Below are 18,683 nucleotides of genomic sequence, written 5' to 3' on the forward strand. Positions count from 1 at the left end.
AGGTCCTATTGGTAGATTTCAGGAAGCAGGGTGGTCGACACAGCAGGCACGTAGGCGATCAGGATCACCACGATAAGCATGGTCAGTACGAAAGGAACGGCCCGGACGGCAATCTTCAGAATGGACTCACCGGTAATGCCAGATACGACGAACAGGTTCAGTCCCAGCGGCGGCGTGATGAAGCCCACACCCAACGCGGTGATCATCATGATGCAGAACTGAATCTCGTTCATGCCGATATTGTCGGCCAGCGGTTTCAGGATTGGTGCCAGGATTACGATGTTCGGCGTTGTCTCCATCACGCAGCCCGCTGCGATCAGGATGCTGATCATCAGCAAGATCAACAGATAGGGATCATCGGTCAGCGACGTGACCGAGGCTACGAAACCCTGCGGGACACCCATGATCGCAAGTGCTTCGGCCAAAGGTGCCGAGAATGCGATGATCGGCAGGATGACTCCGTTTACCTTGGCCGAACTGACAAGCATCGATGGAAAGTCTGCCAGCGTCAGTGTGCGCAGGATGAAACCCATGATTATGGTGACGACAACGGCCGTTGCGCCGGCTTCGGTCGGGGTCAGGCGACCTGAGAAGATGCCGTAGAAGATGATCCCCGGCACGATAAACGCGTACCAGCCCGATTTCAGCGCCTTGCCCAGATTGGCCAGCCATTCCCCCATGGTCATCATGCCGCCACCCTCATAGGCATAAAGGCGGTTCATGATGATGTTTGTGATCAGGATCGACACCAGGATGGCCAGACCCGGGATCAAGGCTGCAAGAAACAGGGTCGAGGCGGAAATACCCAGCACGAGGCCGATGATGATATAGGCGATCGAGGGCGGGATCAGGATGCCGGTACAGGCACCAGCCGCAACCAGAGCACAGGCATAGGGGCGCGGATAGCCGCTTTCCACCAGGCGGTTGATCGTCATGCGTCCCACCGCAGCCGCCCCGGCGGCATCCGACCCTGAAATCGCGGCAAACATACCGCAGACCAGAACCGTGGCCGACCCGAACCCGCCCTTGGCAAAGCATGTCAGCGCCTCGGCTACGTCCAGGAATTTGCGCGACAGACCGGTCCGCACCAGAACGTCTCCGGTCAGAATGAACAACGGAACAGCGGTCAGGGCGAATGCGTCGATACCTGTGAACAGGCTTTCTCCGACCAGGCTGAGAGGCAGATCACCGGACATGATCAGCATCACGATCGCCGCTGTGCCAATGGCGGCCCAAACGGGCACGGCCAAGGCGATCAGGCCTACGAACAGGATCACCGGCAGGTAAAAATCCCAGCCCAGTTCAACGGTTTGATTGAGGGAATTCCAAAGCATTCGTGTTCTCCTCAGTCAAACAGCTTGTCGCCTTCGAAGACGGGGGTGCCGTCACGAAGTGATTTCACGTCACGCAGGAAAGATTGGATCAGCCGCCATATCATCAAGGCGAATCCGGCGGGCACCGCCATAAGGAACCAGACTTTCGAGACCCGAAGCCCATCCGTGACCGAGCCGAACTTGGCCGAGACGTGAACCGCCTCATACGACCAGTAGAGCGCGATGATCGCCACGCCGAACATCACGAGATCGCCGAAAATATACAGCACCGCCTTGGGGCGTGGTCCGATGTAATGCATGATCACATCGATCCGGATATGCGCCCGCTCTTTCACCGCAGCCGCGGCACCGATCCAGGCCAGATAGATGAAGGAATACCGGACGATTTCCTCGCCCCAGATCGACGAATAAGCAAAAATCTCGCGCCGCAGCACTTCGATGGCCATGGTAATCACCAGCATCACGTAGAACACCAGCAGCAACCAACGCTCTGCGTTTCGGTCTATGTTTTGAAGAATGGTCATCTGATCCTCCGGCGCAGGGACAGCCTGACCCGCGCCTGATGTGGCGGGTTGTTGTCGGGCTGACTGAAAGTAAGGTTCGTGGACGCCCGTCAGGCGTCCACGGCTTGGGCTTACGCGTCGTGGACGTAGTATTTGCCCTGAGTACCGGCGGCTTCGACCAGCTTTTCGAAGTTTTCCATCGATCCAGCCAGTTCCATCTTGAACGGATCCCAATCGGCGTTTTGATACCCGCCGGCATCCTGCCATTCCGCTAGTTGGTCGTCACTGAGCGAGTGGAACTGCACCCCGGCCTTGTTCAGCTCGGCCATGGCATAGGCGCGGGCCGACGGAACCTTGGACAGGTTCTGATGGCTGGTCATTTCCGACCCCCACATGATGCCTTCCTGCACATCAGCCGGCATCGAGTTGAACCATTCCAGATTACAGGAATAAACTTGGCTGTCCGGCACCGCCTGCGTGAAGGTCACATGGCTGAGGATGTCCTTGAAGCCGAAGACATAGAGTGCGCCAACCGAAGGATCGAGCGCATCCGCAACGCCCTGCTTGATGGCCGAGGGGGTCTCGCCCCAGGCAACGGGCGTCGGGTTGGCGCCGACCATCCGGTAGTATTGTTGCAGCATCTTGGATCCCGGCACGCGGAACTTGATCCCGCTCATATCACCGGGTGTGAGCACGGCATTGCCGCCCTGACGAACCGCAACGACGCGCGGGTCGATGTTCACATAGAACAGAGCCTTGAACCCTGCCGCTTCGACCTTGGGGTGAACCTCACTTTTCCACGTGTCCGAATGGACAAGGTTCGTGAAACGCTGGTTCGAGCCGCACAAGTACGGCATGTTGATCAGGTCGACTGTCGACGCGAACGGCGCGAAATTCGACAGCGAATGCTGCGCCGCCTGAATGGTGCCGCCCTGCACCTTCTGGACCAGTGCGCCACCCGCACCAAGCTGACCGCCGGGGGCCAGTTTGACATAGACCTTGCCGTTTGTGGCGTTCTGGATGTTCTCTTTCAGATCCAGTTGCATGATGGGGTAGCTGCGCGATGCGCCCAGCACGTAAGCTGTGGCTACTGTCATTACATGGTCAGCGGCCTTTTCACGCTCGCTTTCTTCCTTCGCGGTCTGCGCGGCGGCCTCGGAAGACCACAAAACGCCCCCTGCCCCAGCGACCAATGCGGCCGTAAACGCGCCACTGGCGCTCAGTTTCAGAAAATTGCGGCGCTCGGCCGATGCCAGTTCGGTCTTGTCGGTTTTCATCAATTGCCCTCCCAAGCAAAAGTTCAGCTGCCGTCTTGTGCGTCCCGGTCAGCTTCCTTTTTCAGAATTGCGACAACGAACAGGATCGAAGCCGCGAACAGAACCAACATCTCTCCAACGTCGCCAAGAAACGCGCTGCTCGCAAAAGCACCCAAAGCGACATTTGCGAAATAGATCGCAAAAACGATGACTGATGCAGCGAGATACATTTCCGGGACTCCCTTCAGAATCGGCTCAAATACATTTGTAAGCGCTTACATCATAAATGCAAGCGCTTACATAAACGCTTTCATCCTTGGAAAAATGCGACTAACTTAGGTGAACCGGAATTGAGAGTTCGAGAATGTCAAAACATCGGTCCGCACCGACGCTGGATGACGTTGCCAAGGCAGCAGGCGTTTCAACTGCCACCGTGTCACGGTGCCTGAACACCCCGCAACAGGTGGTCGAGTCAACGCGGAAACGTGTTCTTTGTGCCGTAGAGACCCTTGGCTACACGCCGAACTTTGCAGCCCGAGTGATGGCTGCACGGCGTTCTTTCACGATCGGCGCGATAATTCCGACGATGGAAAATGCAATCTTTGCAAGGGGGTTGCAGGCGTTCCAAGAGGAGATTCACAAACAGGGCTACACCTTGCTGGTCTCCAGCTCGGCTTACCAGCCGGCCGCAGAAGAAGAACAGATCCGAACTCTGGTTGCGCGGGGCGCCGACGGGCTGTTGCTGATCGGGCATGACCGGGACGTGCAAATCTACGACTATCTCGAAAGGCGTAAAGTGCCGGCTCTGGTCGCGTGGTCCTTCCTGCCAGACGAACCGATACCGTCCGTCGGGTTTGACAACAGACGGGCGATGGAGGCTTTGACAAGCAAGATCATCGAATTAGACCATACGCGGTTGGCAACGATTTCAGGCATCAGCAAGGGCAACGACCGTGCGCGTTTGAGGATCCAAGGGATAAAAGACGCGATGTCCCGACATGGACTGTCGCAAGACGACCTTTCGGTGATCGAAACCTCGTACGAGATTGAAAACGGCGCCGATGCGTTCAAGCATCTCATGTCGAATGACAACCCGCCGACCGCGGTGTTGTGCGGCAACGACGTTCTGGCCGTCGGTGCGGTACGCCAAGCTCAGCAGATGGGACTGCGGGTGCCCGAAGATGTATCGATCACCGGATTTGATGATATCGAGCTTGCGCGCATTGTCGCCCCTGCCCTGACAACTGTCCATGTTCCTCATCGTGACATGGGACGCAAGGCTGCCCAGGCGTTGATTCAGATGATCGAATCCAATGCACCGGGCAAATCTGTTGAACTGCCGACGCACATCGTTGGCAGAGAGTCCTTGCTTGGCCTCAACAGCTAGAACCGGCTATACAAGCCCTTTGATCAAATCCGTGGAAACACGTGCCGATTAGATCCGCGAAGGTGGTGGCAAAGCCACGCAGCGTCACTTTTTTCGATGAAATAACAGCGCCTTGCAGTCCGGTTTTGGAGCGGGTAGCGGGAATCGAACCCGCGCGTTCAGCTTGGGAAGCTGACAGGCTACCATTACATCATACCCGCCTTGTCAGATGAAATAACACCAGAACATCCAGACGTTCAACCCGGATCGCAACCAACCTTTTTCGGGTTCTTACTCGGTTCGGGCTCGCAGGCTGTCGATCAGGGACTGGTCGACTGCCAAGGTCTTGCCTGCCGCTTCCAAGGTACGGCGATCCAGATGCTGGGGGTTCAGATCAACCCCTTCCGAAAACGCCTCGACAATGGCCTTCATGGCCGTGATCCTCGCATATTTCTTGTTGTTGGACGGGATCACGTGCCAAGGGGCAACTTCTGTAGACGTCCGTGCCAGCATTTCATCCACGGCCACCTCTGCGACATCCCATTTTTCGCGGTTTCTGAAATCTTCATAAGTCAGCTTCCAGCGTTTCATCGGGTTGGTCAGCCGCTCAGTAAATCGGCGCATCTGCTCTTCCTGTGAAATGTGGAAGAACAGTTTCACGATTCGAGTCCCGTCATCGACCAGCATTCGTTCGAAATCATTGATTTCCTGATACGCGGCCCGCCAGCGTGTTTCCGGAGTCAGTTTTTCGATCCGCTCAACCAAAACCCGGCCGTACCAGCTGCGGTCGAAGGCGGAGATCGCACCCGAAGGCGGCAGGCGTTCCCAGAAACGCAACAGATAATGCCGGTTGAGATAGTAGTTCCGGGGCGCACCGATCGGCCAGACCTTGAAGCTGCGCGGGTCCAGGGCCTGACTGATCCGGCGAATGGTCCCCCCTTTTCCGGCAGCGTCCCACCCTTCGAAAACCAACACGCCCTTGAGCCCGTGAAACAGATAAGCTTGCTGAATTCCGGCCAATCGTGTCTGCAATTCGATCAGCTGATCGAAGTAGACCTTTTTGTTCAGTTTCCTGGTCAGATCCGCATCCGAGAGTTTTGGGGGGTGATGTTTACTCATGCTGCCACCTGATCAATGCATCCTGGATCGGGTTATTCTGAAACCTTCTGCAAATTTGACATTGATCAGGGTCAAATGCAAAAGGCCGGTCGCTGAGCCCGGCCTTTGCAGTCTGTGTCGTTCAGATCAGGCGCGGCGCCGACGGCCACCACCGCGACGGCCACCTACGGGTCCTGCGGCACCCGCTTCGTCCGGTGCTTTGTTGAACCGGATCCACTCACCGCCATGTGGGTCGTTGTTGGTCAGCAGGTTTGCCGCGCGGATGGCTTCCATTTCCTTGCCGGCGCGCGGCTTGGTCGATCCCAGACCGAACATCTGCACGAAGGTTTCATCGTCCATGCCTTCAGGCAGGATGATACCGGCTGCCGCCACGGCCTCTTTTTTCTCGGCGATCTTCTTCTGCGTCACGGGCAACGCCACCGGGTTCATGATGGCCGAGGTCATGCCCGCACCCATCGCCATCGGCAGGAACGCGTTGTTGATGCCGTGACGGTTCGGCAGACCGAACGAGATGTTGGACGCACCGCAGGTGGTGTTCACACCCAGTTCTTCGCGCAGACGACGGACCAGCGCGAACACTTGCTGACCGGCGGTCGCCATCGCACCGATGGGCATGACCAAAGGGTCAACCACGATGTCATGTGCAGGGATGCCGAAATCGGCAGCGCGCTCGACGATCTTCTTGGCGACGTCAAAGCGCACATCGGGGTCTTCCGAAATGCCAGTGTCATCGTTCGAGATAGCCACGACCGGTACGTTGTACTTTTTGACCAGCGGCAGAACCAGTTCCAGACGTTCTTCTTCGCCGGTGACCGAGTTCAGCAGTGGGCGGCCTTCTGCGGCCTCAAGGCCGGCTTCCAGCGCGCCCGGAACCGACGAGTCGATACACAGCGGCACGTCAACCAGACCCTGCACCAGCTCGACGATCTTTCGCATCAGCGGTGGTTCGGTCTCGTTCGGGTTGGGGTTCGAGTTGTAGACAACGCCCGCATTGATATCCAGAACGGTCGCGCCAGCCGCCACCTGAGCCAAGGCGTCCTTTTCAACGGTCGAAAAGTCGCCCGCTTCCAGCTCGGCGGCCAGTTTCTTACGGCCGGTCGGGTTGATCCGCTCACCGATCACGCAGAACGGTTTGTCAAAGCCCAGGACGGCTGTTTTTGTTTTTGATTCTACGACTGTTCGGGTCATGTCCGTTCCTTAGGAGTTTACAGGCTTTGCCGAAGCGCCGCCGTTATTGATCGCCCAGTTGGCGTTGGTCTTGATCCCGCCCAGCGGGAAGAAGTGCACGTTGGTGATGTTGAAATCCGGGTTGGCCGCCTTGTGGTTGGCCAGTTCGGTCACGACATCGGTCGGCTCGTAGGGCAGCAACAGCTTGGAGACATCCATGGCGCGCTTTTGCAGAACCTTCAGAGACGGCCCAACGCCACACGCGATGGCGAATTTGATCAGGGTTTGCAGCTTGGCCGGACCCGCGATTCCGATATGGATCGGCAGATCGATGCCCGCTTCCTTCAGGCTGTCGGCCCAGGCGATGATCGGCTTGGCGTCAAAAGCGAACTGTGTTGCCAGCGCCATTTCGGCATCCGTGGTCTCGTTGAACTTCTGCTTCCAGCGCAACGCGTCATCGACGTTCTTGGTCGAACCGTCGGGGTCGATGTCCTTGTTGCCTTCGGGGTGGCCCGCCACGTGCAGGCGCTTGAAGCCCGCCTTGTCAAACAGACCACTTTCCAGCAGCTGCATCGAGCTGTCGAACTCGCCGTGCGGGTTGGCGACACCGCCCGCCAGCAACAACGCCTGTTCAACGCCTGCTTCGCCCTGATACATGGCGATCCAGTTTTCCAACGTCGCCGCATCCTTGATGATACGTGCCGGAAAATGCGGCATGACAGGGTAACCTTCCGCCGCAATTCGCTTGGCCGTCTTGACCATGTCTTCGATGGGCGTGCCCTCGATATGGGCGATGTAAACGCGTGTCCCCTCGGGCAGCAGCGCGCGGAAATCGTCTACCTTTTCGGCGGTACGCGGCATGACCTCGATCGAATAGCCTTGCAAAAAGGCTTCGACGGTCGGATTTACTGGGCCGCTTTCGACCGCATCACGTTTCTTGAAGTTCAGCAAAGCCATTTCGGCCTCCCATAAAGTCTGGGGCTCATGCCCAACCGTCATTTGCGATCAGCGCTTTGACGCGGTCCTGATCGTATTCCGTTTCCAGACGCACAGCCTCGGCTTCGGCAATCTCGGCAGGATCGCCTTCAACCGCGAAAGGTTCGGCTTTGCGCCATTCGGCCAGATAGGCATCACTGTCCTTGGCGTTCACCTTCATTGCGGCACGGTCGATTGCTTGTTCAAACCGTTCTTCCAACTGCCGCTTTGCGCCACGACGGCCTTTGCCGACGATGACCTGAGCGGGAATGTCGCGCCAATATACGATGGTGACGTCAGGCATTGCTGTGATTCCTCCTAACCCGATGGGCCGGTTCTAAACTTCAATGTAGGCCTGGGTCGGTCGATTTTCGACACACGACGCTTTCCAAACGACGTTTTGCGCCCACTGCTGTGTAGTGGCTTTTACCCAGTTTCCGGGAAAACGCGCATATCATAATTCTCATCGTCTCTATGAAAGCGCTGCATGAAAAAGAAAAACCCCGGACGGGAAAAACCGTCCGAGGCAAGAATTGATGGGGCAAATGGCCTTAGCCGACCAAACCGCCATCTTCGCGCGTAATGGCGATAATGGCCGAGCGTGGCACCGAGTCCCCGCCTTCAGGCCAATGGCTGTTGCCATCTTCGCCCGGGTGCTGAATGCCGACAAACATCGTACGACGGTCCGGCGACCAGCTGAGACCGGTGACCTCGCATTCGTTGGGGCCAACCAGAAAACGGCGGATTTCGCCGGTGACAGGGTCGCCTGCCAGCATCTGGTTGTTGCCCTGCCCGGCGAAGTCACCTTCGTTGCCATAATTGCCATCGGTCTGAATCCACAGCAAGCCGTTGCTGTCGAACTTCAATCCATCGGGTGAGTTGAACATATTGTCGGCGTTCACGTTCTCGGATCCGGCATAGGCGTCTTGGTGGACAGTGGGATTGCCTGCCAGAACGTACAGATCCCAGCCAAAGCCAGCCGCAGCATGATCGCCGCCATCCGGGCGCCAGCGAACGATCTGACCGTAGTTGTTCTTGTCCCGCGGGTTCGGGCCGTTGGCCGAGGTACCGTCGCCCCCTGCATTCGGCTTCACGCCACGGTTCTTGTTGTTGGTCAAGCAACAGTAAACCTCGGGCGCGTTTGGATTAGCCGCAACCCACTCGGGACGATCCATGGTGGTTGCTCCAACTGCCGAACCAGCCTGACGGGTGTGGATGCTGATCTCGGCCTGCGAGGCCATGCCAGTGCTTTCCGGCGTCAGATCAAGCCACTCGCCGGTTCCATCGTCGTTGAACTTGGCAACCGAAAGTGTGCCTTGTTCCAACAGCGCGTTTGTGTCCACACCAGCGGCATAAACACCTTCCGAGACAAAGCGGTAAAGAAACTCGCCGCGTTCATCATCGCCCATGTAAACGACGACGCGACCGTCATTGTTTACTATGACTTCGGCGTTTTCGTGCTTGAAGCGTCCCAGAGCGGTCAGTTTTCGCGGAGTCGAGGTTGGGTCAGTCGGATCGATCTCAACCACAAAACCAGCACGGTTCGGTTCGTTTGGGTTTTTCGAGACGTCGAACCGGTCATCAATTTTGGCCCAACCGTAACCCCAGTCTTGTGACGATACGCCATAACGTTTCAGATCAGCATTGACCTCGTGGTTTTCGTCTTCGGCCGAGAAGTAGCCATTGAAGTTTTCTTCACAAGCCAGGTAAGTGCCCCACGGCGTCACGCCATTTCCGCAATTGTTCCATGTTCCCTTGCACGTCGTGCCGGACGGATCGGCGGCCGTTTTCATCAAGTCATGACCGGCGGCCGGACCCGTAATGGACATTTCGGTCTGCGGTGTAACGCGGCGGTTATAGGGGCTGTCCTTCACAATGCCCCACTTGCCATCGGTGCTCGCGATTTCCACGATCGTGACACCATGCGCCATCATGCCCTTTGCGATGTCGTCATCGGATGCTGGCTTGGCGTCCGGATTGTTGCCCCACAGGATGTCACGATTGGTATATTCGTTGTTTACAACCAGCAGAACGTGACCGTCATGCAAGAAAATGTCCTGACCATCGGTATTGTCACCAAAGGCGCGTTCCTGGCTGGCAGCCGTACCACGGGTCGCGTGATCGAACTCTGGCGCGTCCGACCAAAGCGGATCGCCCCAGCGCACCATAACATCCGCCTTGTATCCAGCTGGAACAATGACCTCGTCCGCAGTCGACACGGGAATCGCCTCAAACGCGAAACGGTTGGAAACCGCGTGAGCCCCTGAAGGAATCAGCGAGCCACCAACAGCTGTGAAACTACCCATCGCCAAAACGCCGCCCAAAAAACCGCGACGGGACAATGCGCGTTCGACAACGCGATCAAATTCACATTCTTCTGGGCGCGGATTTACGACTTCATCGAATTCGTCGAAGGAAAGGATGCGCTCATCTTTCATTGCGGTCTCCGTATCTGGCTGAGAGCTAATAGATAAACCCGAACGTGGGTTCGCCCATGGAGATCGCATCATTTTGTGAACGGCATGTGACACGCGCGTTAATTTCAAAATTGAAATCACTTGCACGTCGGCAATCCCCCGCCTAGGGTCGGGGTAACTCGAAAATCGGAGGGCGTAAAGATGGCGCCCAAGCGTCCCAAAGGTGCGGGCGCGTTCCCGAAAGCGGTCGAAAGCCCCGCGCCGGCAAGACCCGATCCGGATGCTCTTTACGCGGCACTGGATCTGGGGACAAATAGTTGCCGCATGTTGATAGCCCAACCCAAGGGAAGTGGGTTCCATGTGGTCGACAGCTTCTCCAAATCCGTGCAGTTGGGCGCGGGTCTGGAACGCACCGGACGACTGTCGCGGGCGTCGATGTCGCGTACCGTTCAGGCATTGCGAATCTGTCAGCAAAAGCTGAAACGCAACAAGGTCAAACGGATGCGTCTGATCGCGACCGAGGCGTGCCGCCGCGCCAAGAACTCGCGCGAATTCATCCGGCAGGTGAAGCGCGAAACCGGCCTTACGCTCGAGATCATTCAGCCCGAGGAAGAAGCCCGTCTGGCGGTGATTTCCTGTGCCCCACTGGTTTCGACCAAGACCGAGCAGTTGCTGGTCGTCGATATCGGAGGCGGCTCGACCGAATTGGTCTGGATCGACATCTCGTCCGTTCCACGCCGCGACCGACCCGCGGCCATCATGCGGCTGCATCACGGGTTTCACACTGTCGACAGCCCTTTTCCAGCGGCCAAGGTCGTTGACTGGATCAGCGTACCCTTGGGCGTCGCCACGCTGCGGGACCAGTTCAATGATGTCGAGGATGACGCGGCCCGTTTTGCGTTGATGAGTTGGTTTTTCGAGGAAAACCTTGCCGACTTTGCCCCCTACAAGGACGAACAGGCGCGCGAAGGGTTTCAGATCGTCGGCACCAGCGGCACGGTCACCACTGTTGCGGCCTCGCACCTGGGCCTCAAGCGCTATGACCGGACCAAAGTGGACGGGCTGCGCATGACCAGCGATCAGATTGACAAAGTCATACGCGGGTATTTAGAACTCGGCCCTCATGGGCGGCGCCGGGACCCTCGCATTGGTGAAGACCGGCAAGCCCTGATCATGTCCGGCTCGGCTATATTGCAGGCATTGCTCCGTTGCTGGCCCACTGACCGCCTTTCGGTGGCGGACCGGGGGCTGCGCGAAGGTCTGCTTTACGCACAGATGAGCGCGGACGGTGTATTGGAAGACGGACCGTTCTGATGGCGAAAACACCAAGTGGAAAAAACAACTCGGGCCGCGGGCAACGCGACCTGAAGGTCAAGGTCAAGACAGCACGCGGGCGCAAGCTCAGCTCGACCCGCTGGCTCGAGCGGCAACTGAACGATCCCTATGTCAAGCGTGCGCAATCCGAAGGCTATCGGGGGCGCGCAGCTTACAAGATTTTGGAACTGGACGACAAATTCCGCTTTCTCGTGCCCGGGGCGCGGGTTGTGGATCTGGGCTGTGCGCCCGGCGGCTGGTGTCAGGTGGCGGTCAAACGCGTGAACGCGCTGGGCGAAAAGTCAGGCAAACGGATCGGAACCGTGCTGGGCATCGACCTGCAAGAGGTCGAACCAATTGCCGGAGCCGAAATCCACGTTCTGGACTTCATGGAAGATGACGCCGATCAGAAGGTCAAAGACTGGCTGGGCGGCAAGGCAGACGTCGTGATGTCGGATATGGCGGCGGCATCCTCGGGGCACAAGCAGACCGATCACCTGCGCATCATGGCGCTGTGCGAAACTGCCGCCTATTTCGCCTTTGACGTTCTGGAAGAAGGCGGCACTTTTGTTGCCAAGGTTCTGGCTGGGGGGGCTGAGGGCGATCTGCAAAAGTTGCTCAAGCAGAAATTCCAGAAAGTCGCCAATGTCAAACCGCCGGCGTCACGCTCGGACAGTTCAGAAAAATTCGTTGTCGCAACGGGGTTTCGAGGCGGCTCTTAATCATCCAGCCGGATAAGATTTCCGCTCAGACGCTGTTCACGCAAGGACGTGGCAGCCATTCCCTGCAACATCAGCGTATCTCCGTGCGTCACGTATGATGGTTCCCGGTTGCGCAGGTCTTCGATGCGCTGGGCAAGTGAAACCGGGCTTGAACCCGGCATCTTCCGCATTGTTGCTTCTCTGGACATGGCTCACCTCGGATCAGCACTTTGTTCTTGGCTGTAACAAGGAATTCTGCCGTCAAAATGAAAGAATTCGGGCACGGATGTGCCGGATCAACGCCCGAACTGTTGCGACAATTGCAGCAGGTTCGGATCATCAGGCAACCTGTCCAGCGCCTCTTGCAGCACTACGCGCGCGGCTTCCGGGCCACGATTGATCTGCGCCAATTGCACCAGCATCGGCCACGCCTCTGCCCTCTGCGGGTCCAGCGTCACGACCTCTCTGAACGCCTGTTCCGCCGCCTGCGCGTTGCGAAGCGTCAAAGCCATGCCCCCTAGAACAAGATGCGTTTCCGGGGCGTCCAACCTGTTCGAAATGACCTGCTGCCATTCCGACATGCCCTGCCCAAGCTTGGCCCGCTGCTCAGCCGTCAAGCCCTGCGGCGGTATGCTCAGGAACTCTTTGGCGGCGGCGATGCGCACGTTTCGCAGAGGATCAGACAGCAACGGCTCGAGCCTGCGCACCTGATCTGCCGGGCTGGCCTGACGTTGCAGCGCCGCTGCATTTGCTCGTATCAGCGGGTCAACGTCCTGCAAAAGCGGCGCTGTGTCGGCGGCGATCTGCGGCGACCCAAATGGTTGCAACAGATACGCGGCGGTCGCTCTGACGATGCCCGGCTGCGACGCATCCATTGCGACCGCAAGCAAACCTTCGGGCGTGTCGAGCTGCCCTTCGGCCGCGGCTTTGAAAACTGTCCCATAATGCGGGCGTCGATTTGGCGATCCCGGAAACCAGCCCTCTATCTGGCTTGCGGCCCAGGCCTGATCCTGGTCTTGATGGCAGTCCGTGCAGGCATCAACGCCCAGCCCAAGATCCGGTCGCGGTATGCGAAAACTGTGATCGCGTCGACCGTCAACACCCATGTAGGTCCGCTCGATCATGTGGCAGCTTTTGCACTGGGCGCCTTCGCTGTCTTCCGGGTGATTGTGATGAGCAGGCGTGTCATAGTCCTTTGCGGAAAGGGTTGCGAATTCCGGATTTCCGGCAGGCGAATGGCACTGTGTGCAAACCCCGTTTCCTTCGGCTTTCAATTCTGCGCTGTGCGGTTCGTGGCAGTTCATGCATCCGACGCCCTGTGCATACATCCGGGATTGCAGGAACGAGCCGTAGACGTAGACCTCATCCAGAATTTGCCCGTCGGGATGATAGGAACCGGGGCGCAGCACGGCCAGATTATAGGCATCATGGTACGGGGTTCCCGGAACCGGGTTTCCGTTGCCATGCGCCTCGCGCCGGGAATGACATCCGGCGCATTGCTGTATTTCTTGTTCGGTCCGCCCCTTGCCCCAACTCAACAGAAAGCCGGCATTGGCCAGGCCATCTGAAGAACGCTTTTCCCGGACCCAGTCGATATGCGCGGACCCCGGCCCATGGCAGGCCTCGCACCCGACCCCGATTTCGACCTGTTGTGACGTGTAGCTTCTGGTTTGAGGGTTGTAGTTCTTCTCAAAACCCGTGGCATGACATTCGGCGCAGCGCGCGTTCCAATTCTTGTAAGGACCGGTCCAATGCAACCCGTCATCAGGCGGCAGGTCCTGATCAGGGTACAGGTGATACCAGCGCTTTTGTTCTGTGTCCCAAACCACATCGAAACTTTGCAACCGGCCCGGTTCGGTCTCGAAAAGGTATTGCTGCAAGGGTTCGATTCCAACGACGGAATGTACGTCATATTCCGTCGTTGCACCGTCTTTTTCCGTTACGCGGGCCGAGTACCTGCCTGCCTCACGTTTGAACTGGACGGACATACCGTCATGATCGAACCGGGTTCCATCAAAATCGGCCGCAACAGCGCCGTCAGTGGTATCTGTCCACGCCAGCGCATGATGTGACCCAGCCCAGGCTTCGGCTTCTTGCTGATGACAGTCGGTACACTGATCTGAGCCCACATATTCTGGGGTCTGCGCCTGAGCTTCGCCAGCGATTGCAAGGCAGGCCAGTATCAGGGCAAATCTCATGCCGTATCTCCTTCTGAGGCATTTTGCAGATCAATCAACGCACCGTTGTATTCGGCCCCCAGAATCAGGATCGCGGAATAGAGATACAGGAAAATCAATGCCGCCATGGCCCCCGCCAATCCTGCATAGGTGGCGCTGTAGGTGGCGAACTGACTGATATAAATTGAAAACGCCCATCCACCAGCCGCCCACAAGGCCAAAGTCAGCAGGACGCCGGGCAGAATTTGCATCAGGCTGTGCCTGCGGGTCGGCAGCACGAGATGTGCCAGAAGAACGGTGCCCGCAGGAACCGCCACCGTGAACGTCCAGCGCAGGCGATCCACGGAAAACCAGTTGGCTACGGCAACTTCCGTGTGTTCAGCCACCAGTTTCGTATAGACCGGCAAAACCACCTCGACCGCGGCGATGATCAGAATGGCCGACCCACCCAGAATGACCAGCACCAGGCAGAGCAGCCGGGTTTTCCAGAACGGCCAACTGTCTTCGTCATGGTAGGCCTGGTTCATGGCTGCACGTACGGCGGCAACGCCGTTGGAGGCAAAGTAAATCGCCAGAAGCCCGCCCAAGGTGATGACACCCGAGCCGGATCCGGCCAGAACGGCCCGCAGTTCGGCCACGATCGGATCTGCGACGTCCTTGGGCCACGCTCCGAAAATCAGGTCAATCAACTCATCGGTGACATAGCCTTGAGATAACGCCCCTGCCAGCGCCACGGTGAACAGCACAAAGGGAAACAGCGCCATCATCAGCGACATGGCCACGTGGCTGCTCATGACGAAACCGTTCTTTCTGCTGAACCGGCGGATCGACAGCCAAAGTGCCTGAACAGGTCGGCCAAACAGGGGATTCGCGGCAGTGGTCATGCTGCAACCCTAACCTGCCGAAATAGAACACAGAACCCGTCATGGATATCTATTGCGAGAATGAGGGCCAACAAATGCCTGAACGCATTGCATAAACAAGACCTCGCGTGCAGGATTGGGTCACGCAGGATGGGAAATGGGCACTGCTTGTGCCGGACACAGGATACCGAATGACTCCGGATCAAAAAGACATCACGGTTAGACCCAGGCTTCGACTGTCCGTTGTCCGGGATACATGCATCATCGCGACCCTGATCGTGCTAGGTCTCTATGCCGGGGCAAACTTCCTGATCCCGCTTGCCATGGCGCTGCTGGTCAATGTTCTGATCATCGCGCTGAGCGATCGCGTCGTCGCCCTGACCCGCGCTCCGGTCTGGCTGGCCAATGTCGCCGGTGTGACAGTCGTACTGGCGGGTTTGTTCATGATCATGTACGTGCTGGGCAGTCAGGCGACGCAGTTTGCACGCTCCATCAGCACCTATGAAAACCAGTTTGACGGTGCGGTCGAGCGTGTAACGGGGCTGGTCGGCAACGACGTGACCACCTTCATTCGTGACAATCTGGTCAGTATCGACATGTCCTATGTCGCACGCGTGTTGCTGGGCAGCGCCACTTCATTGTTGAACCAGTTCTTCCTGATCAGCCTTTATGTCGCCTTTCTGATGGCCGAACGACTGGCCTTTCGGAAAAAGATCCAACTGGCCGCCGGAGATCCTGTCGCCGCAGCCGAGTTTTCCGCCATGCTCGATTCGATTTCGGTCAGCTTGCAGCGCTATGTCGGCGTCAAAACCCTGATCAGCCTGATAACGGCAACGATCAGCTATACGGTTTTCCGCTCGCTTGGTCTGGAATACGCGGAAACCTGGGCCGTATTGACCTTTGCCCTGAACTTCATCCCTTCGATCGGTTCGATCATAGCGGTGTTTTTTCCGGCCATGATCGCGCTTGTTCAATTCGAAACGATCATTCCCTTCCTGGTGATCGTGCTGGGATGTGGAACGATCCAATTCCTGATCGGCAATTTCCTGGATCCGGCCATGCTTGGCCGATCCCTGAACATGTCGACCTTTCTTGTCATTCTGGCCCTGACCTTCTGGACAACGGTCTGGGGTCTGATCGGTGCGTTTCTGAGCGTACCTCTGACCGTATGCATCCTGATCGTGTTCAGCCACATCCCGGCCCTTCGGCCGGTCGCCGTACTGATGTCATTGGATGGCAGGTTGGGCGAGGATAACAGTCGGGCCGCAGCAAGCTAGGTCATGAAGCGCCCCCTGTTCATCGGATCCGATATCTACCGCAACTCGACCTACGGTTCAAAACACCCGCTGGCCATCCCACGGGTTTCAACCGTCATCGATCTGTGTCGCGAACTGGGATGGTTGACACCCGAGAACTACCGCGTCAGCCCCTGCGCAAAGCCAAGTGTATTGGAAAGGTTTCATACGCCGGACTATATCGCCGCCCTGCAAAAGGCAGAAGCGGACCAGCACGTCACGGACGAAATACGGGATAAATACGGTTTGGGGACTCTGTCGAACCCGGTCTTCGCCGAGATGTACCGGCGGCCGGCAACCGCCTCCGGTGGTTCCATGCTGGCCGCCGAACTGATCCGGCATGGAGGGATCGTTTTCAACCCTGCGGGCGGCACCCACCATGGCCTTGCGGACCGGGCGAACGGGTTTTGTTATCTGAACGATCCGGTTCTGGCGATACAGACCCTTTTGAACGCTGGCATGGATCGCGTGGTCTATGTCGACATCGACGCCCATCATTGCGACGGGGTTGAACTTGCGTTTCACGGGTCGGACAGAGTTCGGATGATCTCGGTCCATGAAACGCGTCGATGGCCGTTCACGGGCCAACTTGAGGAAGACGCCGGTGGCGCGGCCTTCAACCTGCCTGTTCCAAGGCATCTGAACGACGACGAATTCGCCGCCATTCTGGATCAATTGATCCTGCCAGCGACCGAAGCGTTCAAACCGCAAGCGATTGTCCTGCAATGCGGGGCAGACGCCGTGGCCGAAGACCCGCTTTCGCGTTTGAACCTGTCCAACAACGCGCATTGGCGAACGGTCGCGGCGCTGAAGCCTCTTTCGCCTCGTTTTCTGGTTCTGGGTGGCGGCGGATACAATCCCTGGTCCGTAGGACGCTTGTGGAGCGGCGTCTGGGCCACCCTGAATGATTTCGAAATTCCTGACACACTTGACGTCGGTGCCCAGAAAATCCTGCGGAATCTGACCTGGAACAGGGCCGCAGGACAGGCGCCTCACCCTCACTGGCTGGACAGTTTGCGCGACGCGCCAAACACCGGGCCCATACGACAGGAACTGAGGAACGATTTACGCCACCTCACCGCCAGGCATTCACGGTAGATCGGTCCGCCAAAGCCTGTTAGCATTCCGATATTTCGGGATATTCCTGACCGGCCTACCCCCTGTTCCGTTATCAATTCGTTTCTTCCAGCTTGGCACCGATTGGACCACTACCCATGAATGCACTTAATCAGATAATTGATCTCAAAACCCGCATGGGCCAGTCCATCATCGGGCAAACCGAGGTCATCGACCGACTGCTGATCGGGATGCTGGCCAACGGAAACCTTCTGATCGAAGGTCTGCCCGGATTGGCCAAAACACGTGCAGTCAAGGCGATGGCGCGCAATCTGGATGCAGACTTCAGCAGGATCCAGTTCACACCTGACCTGCTGCCTTCAGACGTGACGGGAACCGAGGTGTTTCAACAAACTGACGAAGGCGGCACCTTTCGGTTCGAACCCGGGCCGATCTTTGCCAATATCGTCCTCGCTGACGAAATCAACAGGGCACCGGCCAAGGTGCAGGCCGCTTTGCTGGAAGCGATGGAAGAACGGCAGGTCACGGCTTCCGGGACCACCCACAAGATGGAACCGCTGTTCATCGTGATGGCAACCCAGAACCCCATTGAACAAGAAGGCACCTATCCCCTGCCCGAAGCGCAGATGGACCGGTTCCTGATGCATGTTCAGATCACCTATCCGCCGGTCGAGGACGAGGTTGAAGTGATCCGGCTGGTGCGGGGCGAAGAGATCGCCGCCGGGAAAGGCGCGTCAAGCGAGCCACCACCGACAATCCCGCAGGACGCCGTTTTTGTAGCGCGTTCGGAAATTGGGCAGATCCATGTTTCGGATGCAATGGATCGCTATATGGCCGATCTGGTTCAGGCGACCCGGACGCCTGCGGCGCTCAGCGAAGAACTGGCCAGCTGGATCGAAATCGGCGCCAGCCCGCGTGCCTCATTGGCATTGGACAAATGCGGTCGGGCGCATGCGTGGATGAACCAGCGTGACTATGTGGACCCTGCGGATATTCGAGCCATTGCACATGACGTGTTCCGTCACCGCATCACGCTGAGCTTCGAGGCGCAGGGGAACGCCAAAACGGCAGATGACGTGATCGCGGAAATCCTGCGTCTCGTCGCGCTGCCCTGACTGT

Annotated in this window: 18 protein-coding genes and 1 tRNA gene; 6 read left to right on the forward strand and 13 right to left on the reverse strand. The window is 57.8% G+C overall.

The genetic code is table 11. The features are described 5' to 3' along the window. Positions 1-5 precede the first annotated feature (5 nt). From GOW56_RS02045 to GOW56_RS02060, 4 genes are all read right to left on the reverse strand, one after another. Positions 6-1,334 (reverse strand): TRAP transporter large permease, encoded by a 1,329-nt coding sequence (locus GOW56_RS02045; protein WP_171204789.1) that lies wholly within the window; start codon positions 1,332-1,334, stop codon positions 6-8. Positions 1,335-1,345: 11 nt separating this feature from the next. After that, a complete protein-coding gene (locus GOW56_RS02050) occupies positions 1,346-1,858 on the reverse strand; it encodes a TRAP transporter small permease (protein WP_171115839.1) in 513 nt (170 codons plus the stop codon). 110 nt (positions 1,859-1,968) lie between these two features. Continuing rightward, a complete protein-coding gene (locus GOW56_RS02055) occupies positions 1,969-3,114 on the reverse strand; it encodes a TRAP transporter substrate-binding protein (RefSeq protein WP_171168041.1) in 1,146 nt (381 codons plus the stop codon). Positions 3,115-3,137: 23 nt separating this feature from the next. Then, positions 3,138-3,323 (reverse strand): hypothetical protein, encoded by a 186-nt coding sequence (locus GOW56_RS02060; protein WP_171115836.1) that lies wholly within the window; start codon positions 3,321-3,323, stop codon positions 3,138-3,140. Between the two features lie 134 nt (positions 3,324-3,457). On the opposite strand from GOW56_RS02060, the gene GOW56_RS02065 reads away from it, so the two are divergent. Beyond that, complete coding sequence (locus GOW56_RS02065; RefSeq protein WP_171204790.1) at positions 3,458-4,480, forward strand: LacI family DNA-binding transcriptional regulator; 1,023 nt, start codon at positions 3,458-3,460, stop codon at positions 4,478-4,480. A gap of 126 nt (positions 4,481-4,606) precedes the next feature. Here the strand turns inward: GOW56_RS02065 and GOW56_RS02070 are convergent. The 6 genes from GOW56_RS02070 to GOW56_RS02095 all read right to left on the reverse strand — a co-directional run bounded on the left by GOW56_RS02070 (position 4,607) and on the right by GOW56_RS02095 (position 10,158). Continuing rightward, positions 4,607-4,680, reverse strand: a tRNA-Gly gene (locus GOW56_RS02070). Between the two features lie 70 nt (positions 4,681-4,750). Next, entirely contained in the window at positions 4,751-5,578 is an 828-nt protein-coding gene (locus GOW56_RS02075) for a polyphosphate kinase 2 family protein (RefSeq protein WP_171115832.1), read from the reverse strand. A 126-nt stretch (positions 5,579-5,704) separates the two neighbouring features. After that, on the reverse strand, positions 5,705-6,766 hold the full coding sequence (locus GOW56_RS02080; RefSeq protein WP_171204791.1) for a methyltetrahydrofolate cobalamin methyltransferase: 1,062 nt from the start codon (positions 6,764-6,766) through the stop codon (positions 5,705-5,707). A 9-nt stretch (positions 6,767-6,775) separates the two neighbouring features. After that, positions 6,776-7,702, reverse strand: coding sequence for a methylenetetrahydrofolate reductase (locus GOW56_RS02085; protein WP_171204792.1), 927 nt, complete (start codon positions 7,700-7,702; stop codon positions 6,776-6,778). 25 nt (positions 7,703-7,727) lie between these two features. After that, positions 7,728-8,024: a virulence factor gene (locus GOW56_RS02090; protein ID WP_117868895.1), complete on the reverse strand. Its 297-nt coding sequence runs from the start codon at positions 8,022-8,024 to the stop codon at positions 7,728-7,730. 247 nt (positions 8,025-8,271) lie between these two features. Further along, positions 8,272-10,158 carry a PhoX family phosphatase gene (locus GOW56_RS02095; protein ID WP_171204793.1) on the reverse strand — a complete coding sequence of 629 codons (1,887 nt, stop codon included), beginning with the start codon at positions 10,156-10,158 and terminating at the stop codon, positions 8,272-8,274. Positions 10,159-10,338: 180 nt separating this feature from the next. On the opposite strand from GOW56_RS02095, the gene GOW56_RS02100 reads away from it, so the two are divergent. Continuing rightward, positions 10,339-11,451, forward strand: a complete 1,113-nt coding sequence (locus tag GOW56_RS02100) for a Ppx/GppA phosphatase family protein (protein ID WP_171115826.1) — start codon at positions 10,339-10,341, stop codon at positions 11,449-11,451. Then, positions 11,451-12,173, forward strand: a complete 723-nt coding sequence (locus GOW56_RS02105) for an RlmE family RNA methyltransferase (RefSeq protein ID WP_171204794.1) — start codon at positions 11,451-11,453, stop codon at positions 12,171-12,173. The genes GOW56_RS02100 and GOW56_RS02105 overlap by 1 nt, the downstream gene beginning before the upstream one ends. Here the strand turns inward: GOW56_RS02105 and GOW56_RS02110 are convergent. The 3 genes from GOW56_RS02110 to GOW56_RS02120 all read right to left on the reverse strand — a co-directional run bounded on the left by GOW56_RS02110 (position 12,170) and on the right by GOW56_RS02120 (position 15,213). After that, positions 12,170-12,361 carry a hypothetical protein gene (locus GOW56_RS02110; protein WP_171204795.1) on the reverse strand — a complete coding sequence of 64 codons (192 nt, stop codon included), beginning with the start codon at positions 12,359-12,361 and terminating at the stop codon, positions 12,170-12,172. The two genes, GOW56_RS02105 and GOW56_RS02110, sit on opposite strands and share 4 nt — an antisense overlap. Positions 12,362-12,448: 87 nt before the next feature. Continuing rightward, positions 12,449-14,350: a cytochrome c3 family protein gene (locus GOW56_RS02115; RefSeq protein ID WP_171204796.1), complete on the reverse strand. Its 1,902-nt coding sequence runs from the start codon at positions 14,348-14,350 to the stop codon at positions 12,449-12,451. Next, positions 14,347-15,213: a YihY/virulence factor BrkB family protein gene (locus GOW56_RS02120; RefSeq protein WP_170344192.1), complete on the reverse strand. Its 867-nt coding sequence runs from the start codon at positions 15,211-15,213 to the stop codon at positions 14,347-14,349. The genes GOW56_RS02115 and GOW56_RS02120 overlap by 4 nt, the downstream gene beginning before the upstream one ends. 170 nt (positions 15,214-15,383) lie before the next feature. Between GOW56_RS02120 and GOW56_RS02125 the strand changes: the two genes are divergently transcribed. The 3 genes from GOW56_RS02125 to GOW56_RS02135 all read left to right on the forward strand — a co-directional run bounded on the left by GOW56_RS02125 (position 15,384) and on the right by GOW56_RS02135 (position 18,679). Continuing rightward, the gene (locus GOW56_RS02125) at positions 15,384-16,469 is read left to right on the forward strand and encodes an AI-2E family transporter (RefSeq protein ID WP_171205024.1); all 1,086 of its coding nucleotides are present in this window, start codon (positions 15,384-15,386) and stop codon (positions 16,467-16,469) included. A gap of 3 nt (positions 16,470-16,472) precedes the next feature. Continuing rightward, a complete protein-coding gene (locus GOW56_RS02130; protein ID WP_171204797.1) occupies positions 16,473-17,585 on the forward strand; it encodes an acetoin utilization protein AcuC in 1,113 nt (370 codons plus the stop codon). A gap of 116 nt (positions 17,586-17,701) precedes the next feature. Beyond that, positions 17,702-18,679, forward strand: a complete 978-nt coding sequence (locus tag GOW56_RS02135; protein ID WP_171204798.1) for a MoxR family ATPase — start codon at positions 17,702-17,704, stop codon at positions 18,677-18,679. The last annotated feature ends 4 nt before the right edge of the window (positions 18,680-18,683 follow it).

The sequence above is a fragment of the Ruegeria sp. HKCCA0235A genome (genome assembly GCF_013033235.1).
Taxonomy (GTDB): domain Bacteria; phylum Pseudomonadota; class Alphaproteobacteria; order Rhodobacterales; family Rhodobacteraceae; genus Ruegeria.

Excerpts from the sequence above, each read along its gene's own strand:
- GOW56_RS02045 (WP_171204789.1), bottom strand. The coding sequence starts at position 1,334 with ATGCTTTGGAATTCCCTCAATCAAACCGTTGAACTGGGCTGGGATTTT.
- GOW56_RS02050 (WP_171115839.1), bottom strand. The coding sequence starts at position 1,858 with ATGACCATTCTTCAAAACATAGACCGAAACGCAGAGCGTTGGTTGCTG.
- GOW56_RS02055 (WP_171168041.1), bottom strand. The coding sequence starts at position 3,114 with ATGAAAACCGACAAGACCGAACTGGCATCGGCCGAGCGCCGCAATTTT.
- GOW56_RS02060 (WP_171115836.1), bottom strand. The coding sequence starts at position 3,323 with ATGTATCTCGCTGCATCAGTCATCGTTTTTGCGATCTATTTCGCAAAT.
- GOW56_RS02065 (WP_171204790.1), top strand. The coding sequence starts at position 3,458 with ATGTCAAAACATCGGTCCGCACCGACGCTGGATGACGTTGCCAAGGCA.
- GOW56_RS02075 (WP_171115832.1), bottom strand. The coding sequence starts at position 5,578 with ATGAGTAAACATCACCCCCCAAAACTCTCGGATGCGGATCTGACCAGG.
- GOW56_RS02080 (WP_171204791.1), bottom strand. The coding sequence starts at position 6,766 with ATGACCCGAACAGTCGTAGAATCAAAAACAAAAACAGCCGTCCTGGGC.
- GOW56_RS02085 (WP_171204792.1), bottom strand. The coding sequence starts at position 7,702 with ATGGCTTTGCTGAACTTCAAGAAACGTGATGCGGTCGAAAGCGGCCCA.
- GOW56_RS02090 (WP_117868895.1), bottom strand. The coding sequence starts at position 8,024 with ATGCCTGACGTCACCATCGTATATTGGCGCGACATTCCCGCTCAGGTC.
- GOW56_RS02095 (WP_171204793.1), bottom strand. The coding sequence starts at position 10,158 with ATGAAAGATGAGCGCATCCTTTCCTTCGACGAATTCGATGAAGTCGTA.
- GOW56_RS02100 (WP_171115826.1), top strand. The coding sequence starts at position 10,339 with ATGGCGCCCAAGCGTCCCAAAGGTGCGGGCGCGTTCCCGAAAGCGGTC.
- GOW56_RS02105 (WP_171204794.1), top strand. The coding sequence starts at position 11,451 with ATGGCGAAAACACCAAGTGGAAAAAACAACTCGGGCCGCGGGCAACGC.
- GOW56_RS02110 (WP_171204795.1), bottom strand. The coding sequence starts at position 12,361 with ATGTCCAGAGAAGCAACAATGCGGAAGATGCCGGGTTCAAGCCCGGTT.
- GOW56_RS02115 (WP_171204796.1), bottom strand. The coding sequence starts at position 14,350 with ATGAGATTTGCCCTGATACTGGCCTGCCTTGCAATCGCTGGCGAAGCT.
- GOW56_RS02120 (WP_170344192.1), bottom strand. The coding sequence starts at position 15,213 with ATGACCACTGCCGCGAATCCCCTGTTTGGCCGACCTGTTCAGGCACTT.
- GOW56_RS02125 (WP_171205024.1), top strand. The coding sequence starts at position 15,384 with ATGACTCCGGATCAAAAAGACATCACGGTTAGACCCAGGCTTCGACTG.
- GOW56_RS02130 (WP_171204797.1), top strand. The coding sequence starts at position 16,473 with ATGAAGCGCCCCCTGTTCATCGGATCCGATATCTACCGCAACTCGACC.
- GOW56_RS02135 (WP_171204798.1), top strand. The coding sequence starts at position 17,702 with ATGAATGCACTTAATCAGATAATTGATCTCAAAACCCGCATGGGCCAG.